Genomic DNA, 14210 nt, shown 5'->3' with positions numbered 1-14210 from the left:
GGCCCTTGCACTGCGCCGCAGTGAAGGATTTATGGCGATTTGCCGAGGACTTGCAGGAAGTGCGCCAATTGCGTGCGCGGCGCCCGCAGGCGCCGCAGAAGACAGCGAGAGCAACCACCCGAACGGAGGATTGCCCCACATCCCGGCCAACGACGATGGCAATCGCCGGCCCGGGGGAGGACGATCAGTCGGCCAACCATCCCCACAGCCAGTGCCGCAGGTTGTCGTCGCGCAGCATGAAGTCGCGATGCACCGCTTCTCGCAGCTCATCCCCCATGCGGTAACTGGCTGCCGGGTCGGACAGGTGCATGCGGATCGCCTGCAACCATTCCTCGGTACTGTTGCTGCGGACCTTGGTGCAAGGCAGGAAACCGCGATAGGCCTCGGTGTCGGTGCAGATCACCGGGTAACCGCAAGCACCGTATTCAAGGAGCCGCAGGTTGCTCTTGCAGTCGTTGAAGATATGAAACTCCAGCGGCGCCAGCGCCAGATCCAGGTTCAGGCTGGCCAGCTTGAACGGATAGCTCTGCAGGCTGGTGAGCGAGTGAAATTCGTGTACGTAAGGACGCAGGTCGTCAGGGCACATGCCAAAGAATACCCACTCGACCTCGTTCGCCAGCTCGCGCACCACCTCGGCGATGATCTCCAGGTCGCCGGTATGGCTGGTGCCACCGCCCCAACCCACCCGCGGCTTGCTGGAGGTACCACGACGACTGGTCAAACTGGCCCAGGGGTCCAGCGCCAGCATGTTGGGCACCACGCGAATGTCGCTGTGCATGCTCGACAGGGCATCGGCCAGGGGCTGGGTGGTCACCACCACGCGATCACACAAGCCGATGCCTTCGCGCAGCATCTGCTCGGTGTTCACCGGCTTGTTCCGAGCGTGGGTGTTCTTCTTCGGCGCACTGACGATGTAGTCGTCGAGCTCGAAGACCCGCAGGGCGCTGGAGTATTTTTTCATCCGCAGAATGTCACTGGCCGCCCCTTCGCTGTAGCGGCACTGCAGGATGATGGTATCCGGCGACAGGCGCTCGATGTCCGCCGTGGACGGCGACTCGTAGGCCACCCGGGCAATCACCCGCCCCGCTTCTTCCAACGCCGTCAGGGGACCGGTCACCCGGTAATGCCCGACCGCGGAACTGTTGACCGGCAAGCCGAGGATCAAGGGCAAGGCGCGACTGCAGAACGGATTCCAGTTGTTGCGCAAGGAAGGCTCCAGACTGAAGCTGGAGTAGCCCAAGCTCAGGGCCGGGTTATAGGCCGGATCGCGAGCGATCTTCGCCATCCACTGCTGGTAGAAGCGCTCCTGCTCGGCCTCGCGGGCCAGCTGCCGCTCGCTGTCATCACCGGCAGGCGACGCTGGCCGCAGCATCAGGGTGGCGTGAGGCGTCCAGACCACCAGATAGCCGTTGCGGTCGACCCGCAGGCACAGGTCGGTCGCACCCAATTCGTCGGCGAACGCCTGCGCATCCAAGCCGCCCAGGCTGTCGAAGACCTCCTTGCGTACCATCAGGCAATCGCCACTGACCGCACTCCAGTTCTGTACCACTTGCAGCCGTTGCATGTAGCCCCGGGCGTCCATGGCTTCGCCGACAAAGGGCGAACTCGCAGGCCCGGCCATGCCCAGCACCTGGCCGGCATGGAGAATGGAGCCATCGGTGGCCAGAATCCGCGCCCCCACCACGCCCACCTCCGGACGCTGGGCCTGATTGAGCAACTCATCAAGCCAGTCGCCGCTGCAGATCAGCGCCCCCGGATTGAGCAGCAACAGGTAGTCGCCACGCGCCTGGCTCGCCGCACTGTTGATCAGCGCAGCCTGGCTGTGCGGACCGACATAAGGCAGAACCCGCAGCATCGCACCACCCAGCTGGGCCATGGCCGCCAGCCAGTCGGCCATGGCCGGGTCGCGACTGCCGGCATCCACCAGCACAATTTCGTAGTGGTTGTAGGCCGTCTGCTCGATCAGGCTTTCAACGCAGCGCTGCAGGGTCGCCAGGGAGTCACCGCACGGCAGGATGATCGACACCAGCGGCCGGCTGCCATGCAGGTAATCGATGCGATTGAGCAGGGGCAGGTCATCGTGAACAATCCGGTGTTCCACACCGATCCGCTGCAGATGCGCGGCCACCAGCCCTTCACTGGCCTCGATCACCTGGGGGCGGGACAACCACTGGGCGAAGCTGAACTCGGACTCCAGCTGGATATCGGCAATGTGCTCGATGGTCCGGGGCCCCGCCGCCTCCACCATCCGCCATAGAAGATCATGGGGCGCCAGTTCGCCATGGCGCGGATCGAACCCGCCTTCGGCCATGAAGCGCTCGCGGGAAAAAGCCAGGGCACGACCGACATAGGGATAGGAGCGCATCAGGTCGAGGTTGAAGTCAGGCTTGAACACCGGCTCCGACGACTCACCCTCTACCAGCGCGCCTTCATCACTGTAGGCGCAGAGCATGGCCGGGGTATTGGCGATGCGCTCGGCAAGGATCAACAGTGCCGACTCCTGCAGGCGATCACCGGCCTGCAGCAGATAGAACCAGTCGCAACCTTCCAACTGCGGCAGCAGCTCATTGAGCTGCTGCACCCAGTCGCCTCGCAGAGGCTGGTGCAGAACCCGGTCACGCACCTGCTCCTCGCCCACCGACAACACCAGCACCGCGGCAGGCGCGAACAGCTGGCCATCAATGCTGTCCAGAGTCCGGGCAAGCGCCTCGCCATCGCCCTCGAAGTCAAGGACCACCGGCACCAACTGCACCCGCCGCGGCCAGCTGTCGATGCGCTGAGGCATCAGCCGCTGCTCCACCGCCGAGAACTTGCGTACCGACAGCCACTCTCGATAGAAATCCTCGTAACTGATGCTCTCGCCACCCACCCGGCCATCGACCACGGTACTGCGGTTGCCCAGCACCCGGGTCACGCACAGCTCCTGCCAGTTGCGCGGCTGCCCGGCCTCCCGAGCCATATCGACATACCGCACCCAGCCTGCCGCCGGCGCCGACTCGCCACTGCGGGCGGCCAGCATCTGCACCAGCCACTCCCACTCACTGCGTGCCTGCTTGAGCATTTCCGGGGTAGCGCTCAGGCGCCCCGGGTACAGGCGTTCGCAACTGAGCACCGTCACCAGCGCCGCGAGATTGCCACGGCGCATCAGGCAGATGAACAGGGCGAAATCCAGCAGCGCGACAAAACCCGCGCCCTCCTGGATCAATGCCGGCAGCAGCTCCAGCACATCGGCACGACGCATCAGCGCCGAGCTGAAGTTGCCGAGGAAGTTGCGTGGCGTGCTCTCGAAGATCGCCAGCATATCCTCGCCCTTGAGCACGGCATCGTTGTAGGTAAAACGGCAGTTGTCGACCCGCGGCGGCAGGATGAAATTCCCAGCGTCACTGAATACCCGCAGCGCACACACCAGATTGACATCCGGATTGTCGATCAGCACCGGCGCCTGCAGTGCGATGCTGGGTGCAAACAGCCGATCGTCGTCACACAACACCTTGATCAGCTCGCCACGCGCCTCTTCAACACAGCGCAGAACGTTCTTCTGCAGCCCAAGGCGTTGCGGGTTGCGCAGGTACCGCACAGGGTGCGCAGGCTCGGCCACGGCTTCAACGATACGCTGGATCTGATCGTCGGCACTGTCGTCGCAAATGACGATTTCCAGGGGCTGGTAGGTTTGGGCCAAGGCACTGTCGAGGGCCTGGCTGAAGAAGCGCGGGTTGAAGGCGGGGATAACGATGCTGACTAGAGGGGCTTGGTTCACGGTTGCAAACTCTCGAGCGGCGAGCCCTGGCCAGAAAGACCAAGGCTGCAGAACCGCTTAAAAAAGACGGCTGACGGCTCGACGGTCATGGCGTTCGAGCCGCAGCTCGAACGCCATGTTCTCAGACCTTGTTGAACAGGCCGAGCTGAGTGATCTTGCTGAAGGCCAACTGCGAGGCCTGCAACATGGTCTGCTGCAGGGTCAGGCGGGTCATGACTTCGGCCGGATCGGAATCACTGATGGCAGAACGGGTGGTGACGTTGGCTGCCGCCAGACTTTCGTTGATTTCATTCTGTGTGGCCAAAGCCGAACCACGACCACCGATGGAGCTGATGCCGATGGACAGCTGATCGACACCACTGGCCAGGTTGGCCATGCCCGACGCGAGGTCGGCCAACTGCTTCTGGGTTGCCAAGACGTCACCGTCAGTGGGTGTGCTCAACGCGTTTTTCAACTGACTCACGGTGTCCAGGATGTTCTGGGTTTCGTGGGTGTTAACCGCCACGCTGAACTGATCGTTGGCGGCCGGCGAAGGAGCGCCAGTCAGGGTGAAGCTCACGCCTGCCGCAGTGGCGATATTGCCCGGCCCTACCACACCCGAAGACACCGGTTTGCTGTCTGCCGTCAGCGGCGCGGCATACAGATCGAAGTTGGTGGCGCTGGTGAACTTGAGCACGGCAGAGCCACTCGGGAACGTCGAGTTGTAGGCCACCGGATCAGTCACGCTGGCGGCCGAGACCTGAGTCATGCTCGGGTTGCCCGGAGAACGTGCAACGTTGAAGGTGTCCGGCTTCGACGCCAAGGTGAAACTGTGCCCCGGCAGCACCGTGCCAGCGACATCGCCGGACTTGAGATTGATGTTCAGGTTCAGATCGACACCACGGAAACTCACCGTCTGATTCGGTGAAGTACCGATCACGCCGCCCTTGCTGGCCTCGGCCGTCACATCGTTGCCGCTGCCATCGAGGATCTGCAACTGGGTACCGCTGACGAACGACACGGTATAAGGCTCGCCACCGCGGAACTGGCTGTTGTAGGTGCCGCTGTTGGTCATCTGGCCATTGGACAGGGAAACCCGCCCATCATCCACCACCGGCGAGGTCATGGTGACCTGGCTACGACTGGTGTTGAGCGCCTGCTGGAACACATCCCAACCGGTGCTGTTGGCAGCCATCATCATGGTGTCGCCCACCGGCAGCTTCAGGCTGCTCTGGTCACCGTTGTAGCTGTAGGTGCCATCGGAGTTGCGGCTGAACGGCGGAACGTCGTCCTTGGAGCCGCCAAAGAGATACTTGCCGTTTTCGTCCTGAGAGTTCATCAGGCTCAGCAGCTGCTCTTCGATCTGCCCCAGCTCGGCAGCATTGGCCTGCCGGTCGGCATTGGTGTAACCGGCGCTGCCGGCGCCGACGGCCAGTTGCTTGGCCCGGTCCAGAACGTTGTTGATGCTGGTCATCACCGACTCGGCCTGGCCCAGGGAAGCCTTGATCGAGTTGCTGTTGGCCTTGTACTGATCAAGCAGGGAAGCCTGCTGACCCAGCTGCAGCAAACGGGCAGCGCCCACCGGATCGTCGGCGGCGGTCTTGACCCGGACCAGGCTGCTGGCCTCTTCGCCGCTCTTGATCGCGTTGGAGAAGTTCTTCTGATAGTTGGCAGCCGAAGTCTCGTAATACTGGGCGGTGGAAATGCGCATGGGCTACGACTCCTTAAAGGCTGTTGATCAGCGTGCTGAAGGTTTCCTGCGCAGCCTTGATGATCTGCGAAGACGCGGTGTAGTACTGCTGGAACTTGACCAGGTTGCCGGTCTCATCGTCCAGGTTGACCCCGGACAGCGAGTCACGGGCACCCTTGGCGTTGGCCAGGATGGAACCGTTGGCAGCACTGTCGAGCTTGGCCTGGCTGGCCTTGGCGCCGACGTTCTCGATCAGCTTGCCGTAGGCATCCACCAGGGTGATGCCCTTGCTCGCCGAACCGGTGTCCACGGTCTGCTTGGTCTGCAGACCCGACAGCGCCAGGCCGTTGCGGTTATCCGAAGAACCGGCGCCATTCACCGAAATGTTCATGTTGTCGCCGGCATTGGGCGAACCGGCAACGGTCATCTGCACCGTGAAGGTCTTGGTCACAGGTGGCGCGCCGCCGTCAGTGATCGGGTTGCCGCTGGCATCGAGCATCTTGATCTGCAGGTTCAGGACATTGCTCTGCCCTGGCACGATGGAGCCGCTGCCCATCTTGACGCCCTTGGCGTCAAAGTAATCGTAGGTCTGGCTGCCGCCGGAGGCCGCATTGAACACCACCTTGACCGGGCCGGAGTTCTTCAGGGCGGTCTGCATTTCCAGCTTGCTGGCTGCATCGTAGTTGTTGATCGGCACCGCCAGGGACGGCTGCGCAGAGATGCTCAGGGAGCTCTTGACCCCGGCACCGATCTCGGCCTTCAGCGGCGCAGCCAGAGCCAGGCGCTTGGCGTCGGTCATTTCCGTCTGGATGGTGGCTGCGGCATTGCGGGTCGGGGTGATCTTGAAGCTGTCACCGGCGGCCACCGTACCATTGAGGTTCAGCGAAAAGCCGTCGATCACGGGTGCCGGGCTGGTCGTGGTGCTGAAGGTGCCCATGTCCTTGCCGTCGGAACGCTTGACGCTGTAATTCGTGGCGCTGCTGAAGGTCACGGTGTAGTCGCCGGTGCTCAGCTGGCCGGTGTCCTTGATGGTCACATCGAAGTTGCCCGAGCCCGCGCTGTTGGCGGCGCTGGCCATACTGCGCTGACTGATCATCCGCAGGCTGTTGATGTCGTTGAACAGGTTGCCGCCGAACTCACCGTTCTTGTCGATACCCTGGGCCATCTGGCTGTTCATCTGGTCGGCAACCACCAGGGCCACGCGCCCCAGTTCATTCATTGCCGGGTCCAGCACTTCACTGCGATAGCGCAACAGGCCACCAATCTCGCCACCGGTGGTGACGTTGGTGATGTCCACGGTGCTGGTGCCGCGATTGAGCTGCAGCATGGAGCGCGTCGGGTCGTTCTTGCCCTGCACCACTTCCAGAGTGTTGGCGGAGTTGCCCATCACCAGCGGCTGGCCACTGCCCAAGTACAAGTCGAGGCTGGAACCACGCTCCGACACCTGGACGCCGATAAAGGTCGAAAGCTGGCGCACGGTTTCGTTACGGGCATCCAACAGGTCGTTGGGCATGCCGTTGCCGTTGGTCGACAGTTCGGAAATCTTCTGGTTGAGCTGGGCGACGGTATTGGCCAGCTTGTTGACCTGGTCGGCCATGCTCGCCATGTTGCCGTTGATGTTGCTGTTCTGTTCGTTGAGCTGGCTGGACACCGAGTTGAAACGGTTGCTCAAGGCCTGGGTGTCGCTGAGCAGCAACTGCCGGGAAGCCTCGTCGGTAGGCTTGGCGTTGAGGTTCTGCAGCGAGGCGAAGAATTTGGTCAGGGCGCCGTTCATGCCGGTGCCGTTGTCCGACAGCAACTGGTCGACCGGGCTGATCTGGCCCTGGTAGGCCGCGACGTCACTGTTCAAGGACGTGGCGGTGCGCAACTGGGCATCGAGGAAGCTGTTGTACACCCGGCGTACGTCCGCCAGGGTGGTACCGGTGCCGATGAAGACATTGCCGAATTGAGCGGAGGCCTTGGTGCCCTGCACGGTCTGCTGGCGCGAGTACCCGGCGGTGTCGGCGTTGGCAATGTTGTTACCCGTAGTCACCAACGACGTTTGGCTGGCGGCCAGCCCCGACATCCCAATATTGAGCAAACTCATGATTCAGACCTTATAAATTCGTGGAAACGCCCGCCGCAGCGTAGCTCTCGTAGTTCTTCATCTGCTTGGCTATCTGCGAAATCTTGCTAGCGTAATCCGGGTCCGTTGCATACCCGGCTTTTTGCAACTCGCGAACAAACTGTTCTGGTTTATCGGCAACCTTCAGCACTTCTTGATAGCGATTATTGCTCTGCAACAAGGTCACCAGATCGTGGAAGCTGTCCTGGTAGGAATCATAGGAACGGAACGCCGCCGTCTCCTTGACCATCTGCCCATCGCGGAACTCGCTGGTGATCGCTCGGGCCTGAGCGCCCTGCCAACTTTTGTTGGCCTTGATGCCGAACAGGTTGTGACTGCTGCTGCCATCCTGCTGACGCATGACCGATTTACCCCAGCCGGTTTCCAGCGCGGCCTGGGCTACCAGATAACGCGGATCGATACCGATGCGCTGGGCCGCCTGCTGCGCCATCGGCAACATGGTGGCGACAAAATCATCTGCGGAACTGAAGGCGCGCTTGGCCGGCGCCAGCGGCGGCTGAGCCATGGCCCGGCCATACACGCGCATCTTGCCCTGGGACTCGGCGTAGCCCTGGTTGACCCGCCACTCGCCACGCAGCACTGCATCGGCGGCTGCGCTATTGCGGGTAGGCGCAACGTTCTGGGTAGAGGCGTCAGCAGTCGCACCGGCCGAAGGCACGATACCGGTCAACAGGCGATCGGTGAGCTTGCTCGGCAACGACAGGCGCCGTTGATTGAGCAACGCCATATCGTTATGCGACACCGTGCTGCGCAACGGGTCCTGGGCACGCGAGGCCCACATTGGACGCTGACCATTGACCCGGCTCAACGGACCATCCTGGGCGGTGGTACCGGCGGCAATCGGGGTCGGAGTAGCCACCGGCGCCGCGGCTGTCAAGGCCGTATGGGTCGCGCCCGGGTTGGCCGGTTTGTTCTTCATCATCTGGCGCATCAGCACATTGGCCAGGCCGATACCGCCCCCCTCACGAGACAGGGATACCGCCAGCTGCTGGTCGTACATGTCCTGGTACTGCTTGGCGGCTGGGGTATTGAGCGGATTGTCCTGGGCAATGACATCGGTGGCCTTGCGCATGGACTTGAGCATTTCATTGAGGAACAGCGACTCGAACTCCTGCGCCACCTTGCGCACGTTGGCTTCGCCGTTCTTGTCGCCGACCTTGAGTTGCTGCAGGCGATTGAGGTCGGAGTAAGACCCGGAATCGCCGCTGCCAATCAGTCCGCTCTTACGAATATCCATGGCGCTCACCTCAAATCACGATCAGGTCGGCCTGCAAGGCGCCGGCCTGTTTCAAGGCTTCGAGGATCGCCATCAAGTCACCTGGCGCAGCCCCGACCTGATTCACCGCACGGACGATCTCATCCAGGGTGGTGCCCGGGCCGAACTTGAACATCGGCTTGGCTTCCTGCTGGGCGTTGACCCGCGAACGCGGCACCACAGCGGTCTGGCCATTGGACAGAGGGCCGGGCTGGCTGACGATCGGGTCTTCGGTAATGGTCACGGTCAGGCTGCCGTGGGTCACCGCCGCCGGCGACACCTTGACGTTCTGGCCAATGACGATGGTGCCGGTACGGGAGTTGATGATGACCTTCGCCACCGCCTGCCCCGGATCGACTTCCAGATTCTCCAGGATCGACAAGTAGTCCACGCGCTGGCTTGGGTCCAGAGGCGCGGTGACCCGGATCGAACCGCCATCGATGGCCTGGGCCACGCCCGGGCCGAGCATGTCATTGATCTTGTCGACAATGCGCTTGGCGGTGGTGAAGTCCGAACGATTGAGGTTCAGGGTCAGGCTGTTGCCCTGATTGAAACCGCTGGGCACGGCGCGCTCCACCGAGGCACCACCAGGAATCCGTCCGGCAGATGGCACGTTGACGGTGATCTTCGAACCGTCACGCCCCTCGGCATCGAAACCGCCCACCACCAGGTTGCCCTGGGCAATGGCGTAGACGTTGCCGTCGATCCCCTTGAGCGGGGTCAGCAGCAAGGTGCCGCCACGCAGGCTCTTGGAGTTACCGATGGAGGAAACGGTGATATCCACCTGCTGACCCGGCTTGGCGAATGCCGGCAGATCGGCGCTGACCGACACCGCCGCGACGTTCTTCAACTGCACGTTGCCGGAGCCGGCCGGCACCTTGATGCCAAACTGCGACAGCATGTTGTTGAACGTCTGCAGAGTGAACGGGGTCTGGGTCGTCTGGTCGCCGGTGCCGTTAAGCCCGACCACCAGGCCGTAACCGATCAATTGGTTGGAACGCACGCCGGAAATACTGGCAATGTCCTTCAACCGCTCGGCCTGGACGCCAAGGGAAGTGGACAGCAACAACGCCGCCGCCATCAGGTGCTTGAAGTTGAACATGAGGCTTCTCATCACCTAGAAAGGGAACAGCGGACTGAGGAAGAAACGATCGAACCAGCCAGGCTGGTTAGCATCGGCAAACGAGCCGGTACCCGAATAGGTAATGCGGGCATCTGCCACCCGGGTCGAGGAGACGGTGTTGTCGGTAGCGATATCGTCTGCCCGTACCAGACCGGCAATGCGCACCAGTTCGTCGCCGGTGTTGAGCGTCATCCACTTCTCGCCGCGCACCGCGATGATGCCGTTGGGCAATACATCGGCCACGGTGACGGTGATCGAACCGGTCAGGCTGTTGCTCTGCGCGGCCTTACTGTCGCCCTTGGTGGCGCGATTACCGCTGTAGCCGGCATTCAACGTCAGGTCGCCATCGCTCAACGGGTTGTTGACATTGGGCACAGCGCCAAACAGCGAGGTCAGGCCGATGCTGTTGGAGCTGGTCTTGTTCAGGGCCGAGTTGGCGCCCTTGCTGGCGCTGGTCCGCTCGTTCAGGGTGATGGTAATGATGTCACCCACCCGGAACGCCTTGCGGTCGCTGTACAGGTTCTGCTCAAAACCGGCCTGGTAGATCGAGCCGTTGTTGGACGCGGAAGGCAGCGGCGTGCGCGGCAACACCGGGGCGTAATAAGGGTCATTGGGCTTGGGCGGCGGAGCAACACAGCCCGCGAGCACGGCACTCCCACTCAGCGCTAGAACACACATAAACCGATTCATGACCCTTCCTCACGATGTTGCCGGTGCGCCACTTCAGACCCGTGGCGACCTCAAGACTTGATTACAGCTTCTGCGTAATGAACGAGAGCATCTGGTCCGCAGTGGAGATCACCTTGGAGTTCATCTCGTAGGCCCGCTGGGTAGTGATCATGTTGACCATTTCCTCAACGGTGCTGACGTTGGACGCTTCCAGGGTGTTCTGCAGCGTGGTGCCGAAGCCGTTAAGGCCTGGAGTACCAATTTGCGGCGCGCCACTGGCGGCGGTTTCCAGGAACAGGTTGTTGCCCTGGGACTGCAGGCCAGCCGGGTTGATGAAGTCGGCGGTTTGCAGGTTACCGATCACCTGGGAAGCCGGGTTGCCGGCGATGGTGATGGATACGGTGCCGTCCTGACCCACGGTGAAGGTCTGTGCGTCGTTGGGCACAACCACCGCAGGCTCCAGGGCAAAACCGCTGGCAGTGACGATCTGGCCATCGGAATTGAGGTGGAACGTACCGTCACGGGTATAGGCCGTGGTGCCGTCGGGCTGCAGGATCTGGAAGAAACCACGGCCATTGATGGCCAGGTCCAGAGGCTGCTCGGTGGTCTGCAGGCTGCCGGCAGTGAAGTTCTTCTGGGTCCCGACAATGCGCACACCGGTACCGACCTGCAGGCCGGTTGGCAGTTCGCTGTCCTGGGTCGACTGGGCACCGGGCTGGCGCTTGATCTGATACAGCAGGTCCTGGAACTCGGCGCGATCACGTTTGAAACCCGTGGTCGAGACGTTCGCCAGGTTGTTGGAAATAACACTCAGGTTGGTGTCCTGGGCGGACAGACCGGTTTTGGCAACCCATAGAGCCGGAAGCATTCGATTCTCCTCTCGCGCCTGTTTTACGGCGCTAGATACTGGTAATTAGCTGATCTGCAAGACCCGAGCCATGGCCTGGTCGTCTTCTTTGGCGCTGTTCATCATCTTGACGTGCAATTCGAACTGGCGGGACAAGGCCAGCACCGCGGTCATTTCTTCCACGGCATTGACGTTGCTCGACTCCAGGAAACCCGAGACCAACTGCACATTGGCATCGGCAGGCGCCGGCTGGCCGTCCTTGGTCTTGATCGACCCATCCAGGCCCTTGGTCAGGTTCTTGATATCCGGATTGACCAGCTTGATGCGATCGACCTCGGCCATGACCCGCGGACCTTCACCCATGGCACGAATGCTGATGGTGCCGTCCTGGCCGACTTCGATCTTCTGCTCTGGCGGCACGGCGATAGGACCGCCATTGCCCATGACCGGCATGCCATTGCCTGCACGCAGCACGCCCAGAGCGTCGACATTCAAACTGCCGGTACGCACATAGCTTTCGCTGCCATCGGGGCTCTGCACGGCAATCCAGCCCTTGCCGCTGACGGCCACGTCCAGGTCACGACCGGTTTCCACCATAGAGCCGGGAGTAAAATCCGTTGCCGGCCGCTCCCCCATGGCAAAGGCCCGCGCCGGAAAACTGTCACCAAACACCGGCATCGCGCGCGCCTGCTCCAGGTCGCGCTGAAAACCGTTGGTGGAGATGTTCGCCAGATTGTTGGCATGAGCCTTTTGCGCCAGAGCATTCTGGCTGGCGCCGGTCATTGCCACATAAAGGTACTTGTCCACAATCGTTCCTCATCTGCCGGACGTTTGCCGCCCCACACTGTACTGAGCATGGCGTAAGCAATTTCTACACCAACTTTAACTTCCAACAGCGCTCCCCATACAGGCCGGGGCTTTGCCGCGAGCAACGGGTTTTTCAGGGCGGAATGAGAGACGAAAAAACGGCGGACTTATGCCGCTAACGGCAAGCCTCGGTCGCACGCCCTGGGTTCGTTCCGCACTCGGGCTGGACACTTTGTGAACGGATCTTGCTAGGCACAGTGACTGGCTATCGCAACTTCAGTTTGCGCAGGGGTGGCCGACACCTAAGCCAGTGACTGCCAAGGAGAACCACTTTGAACCTGTACCTCAATCAGCTGCGCAAGACAGCTGACTTCAAGGAAGCCATCTATTCCGGGGATATCTTCCTGGACACTGACCTGGCCACCGCAAAAGAACTCTGCGGGTACGCCAAGGAAAGCATCACCGCGGCATTCGATGGCGAAACCAACCACCAGGCTCTGCACACGATGATGCCGGTAGAAGAGTTCGTCAGCCGGGTTACCCGACTCAAGGGCCAGTTCACCAACAGCCAGCGCGTCAAGGATCTGATCCTTGGCTTCATTCACGAGATCGGCATCGATCCTCGGGACTACATTTTCGACGTACCGCGCCTGCGGGTCGTGCCCAACTACGACTACCTGCACGCTGGCGTCAGCTACGCCTACAAGCCTCATCGCGACAGCTGGTACGGCAGCGTGGATTGCCAGATCAACACCTGGATGCCGGTCTACACCATCACCCCGGACCAGACCATGATGATCAACCCCAGCTACTTCGAGAAGCCGGTGGCCAACACCTCGAAGGACTGGAGCCTGAAGGACTGGATCAGCAACCAGCGACACAAGGCCAAGGACAACCTGACCGAAGAAGTACGGGTCCACCCGGTGCCCCTCGGGGAGATCGACGACAGCTCTGAACTGCGCATCGCCGGCAACTCAGGCGAGATGCTGGTGTTCTCCGGCTCGCATCTGCACGGCACTGTCCCCAACCGTACCGACCGCACCCGCTTCAGCGTGGACTTCCGCCTGATGCACCTCGAAGACCTGAAACACAACCGCGGAGCCCCCAACGTAGACAGCGCCTGCCCCGACGTCGGCTCCGGCTTCAAAGACTACTTCCACGCCCACGACTTCTCGAATTTCCAAGGATTCAAGCCATGACCAAACGTCGCCTTACCCCCGCCGAAGCCCAATACAACGAAACCCGCGCCGGCGTACTCAAGCGGGTCGACGCCGAGTACGTAGCCGACGCGCCCTTCGTCTTCGCCAACCGCATCAACGTCACCGCCGCGCTGTCGCGCATGGAGCTGTTCAAGAAGGTCATGGATGTGCCCGGGGCGATCATCGAGTGCGGCGTGTACAAGGGCAACTCGCTGATGCTCTACATGCACCTGTCGATGATCCTCGAGCCTTATGCCATCAACCGCTCCATCGTCGGCTTCGACACCTTCGAAGGCTTCACCAGCATCAACAAGGACGAGGACCCGGCCGACATCAACGAGACCATGTTCTCCGACACCGACCAGTCGCTGATCCAGGACATGATCGATGCCAACGACCTGCTGCGTCCGGTGAACCGCATCCCGCGCTGCGAGCTGGTCAAGGGCGACATCTGCAAGACCGTGCCGGAATTCGTCAAGTCGCGTCCGGACCTGGTAGTGGCCATGCTGATCCTCGACACCGACCTGTACGAGCCCACCAAGGTCGCCCTGGAAACCTTCCTGCCGTACATGCCCAAGGGCGCTATCGTGGTTCTCGACGAAGTCGCCTACCGCAACTTCCCGGGCGAAACCAAGGCCCTGCGCGAAGTGTTCGACATGAACAAGATCGAACTCAAGCGCCTGCCTTTTGACTCCTGTGTCGGCTACTTCCATATCTGAAGACAGCCAGCCCCGAGCCAAACGAAAAGCCCCGCTTCAT

10 protein-coding genes are annotated in these 14210 nt (G+C 61.6%); 2 read left to right on the top strand and 8 right to left on the bottom strand.

The features are described 5' to 3' along the window. Positions 1-184: 184 nt before the first annotated feature. From PQT43_RS04830 to PQT43_RS04795, 8 genes are all read right to left on the bottom strand, one after another. Positions 185-3757, bottom strand: coding sequence for a glycosyltransferase (locus PQT43_RS04830; RefSeq protein ID WP_253084430.1), 3573 nt, complete (start codon positions 3755-3757; stop codon positions 185-187). A gap of 121 nt (positions 3758-3878) precedes the next feature. Further along, positions 3879-5447, bottom strand: a complete 1569-nt coding sequence (locus tag PQT43_RS04825; RefSeq protein ID WP_110595146.1) for a flagellar hook-associated protein 3 — start codon at positions 5445-5447, stop codon at positions 3879-3881. A gap of 13 nt (positions 5448-5460) precedes the next feature. Next, complete coding sequence (flgK, locus tag PQT43_RS04820) at positions 5461-7512, bottom strand: flagellar hook-associated protein FlgK (protein WP_102878841.1); 2052 nt, start codon at positions 7510-7512, stop codon at positions 5461-5463. A gap of 10 nt (positions 7513-7522) precedes the next feature. Then, positions 7523-8788: a flagellar assembly peptidoglycan hydrolase FlgJ gene (gene flgJ, locus PQT43_RS04815; protein ID WP_102878840.1), complete on the bottom strand. Its 1266-nt coding sequence runs from the start codon at positions 8786-8788 to the stop codon at positions 7523-7525. A gap of 10 nt (positions 8789-8798) precedes the next feature. Continuing rightward, on the bottom strand, positions 8799-9908 hold the full coding sequence (locus PQT43_RS04810) for a flagellar basal body P-ring protein FlgI (protein ID WP_016963126.1): 1110 nt from the start codon (positions 9906-9908) through the stop codon (positions 8799-8801). A 15-nt stretch (positions 9909-9923) separates the two neighbouring features. Next, complete coding sequence (flgH, locus tag PQT43_RS04805) at positions 9924-10619, bottom strand: flagellar basal body L-ring protein FlgH (RefSeq protein ID WP_102864052.1); 696 nt, start codon at positions 10617-10619, stop codon at positions 9924-9926. A gap of 61 nt (positions 10620-10680) precedes the next feature. Further along, positions 10681-11466, bottom strand: coding sequence for a flagellar basal-body rod protein FlgG (gene flgG / locus PQT43_RS04800; protein ID WP_102864053.1), 786 nt, complete (start codon positions 11464-11466; stop codon positions 10681-10683). A 45-nt stretch (positions 11467-11511) separates the two neighbouring features. Continuing rightward, complete coding sequence (locus PQT43_RS04795; protein ID WP_102864054.1) at positions 11512-12252, bottom strand: flagellar basal body rod protein FlgF; 741 nt, start codon at positions 12250-12252, stop codon at positions 11512-11514. 332 nt (positions 12253-12584) lie between these two features. Between PQT43_RS04795 and PQT43_RS04790 the strand changes: the two genes are divergently transcribed. Both PQT43_RS04790 and PQT43_RS04785 read left to right on the top strand, forming a co-directional pair. Then, positions 12585-13451: a hypothetical protein gene (locus tag PQT43_RS04790; RefSeq protein ID WP_102878839.1), complete on the top strand. Its 867-nt coding sequence runs from the start codon at positions 12585-12587 to the stop codon at positions 13449-13451. Continuing rightward, complete coding sequence (locus tag PQT43_RS04785) at positions 13448-14170, top strand: TylF/MycF/NovP-related O-methyltransferase (RefSeq protein ID WP_110652176.1); 723 nt, start codon at positions 13448-13450, stop codon at positions 14168-14170. The genes PQT43_RS04790 and PQT43_RS04785 overlap by 4 nt, the downstream gene beginning before the upstream one ends. The last annotated feature ends 40 nt before the right edge of the window (positions 14171-14210 follow it).

Origin of the sequence: Pseudomonas sp. BLCC-B112 (assembly GCF_028550695.1) — a bacterium.
Taxonomy (GTDB): Bacteria; Pseudomonadota; Gammaproteobacteria; order Pseudomonadales; family Pseudomonadaceae; genus Aquipseudomonas; species Aquipseudomonas danubii.
This window is presented reverse-complemented; position numbering and strand designations above follow the sequence as displayed.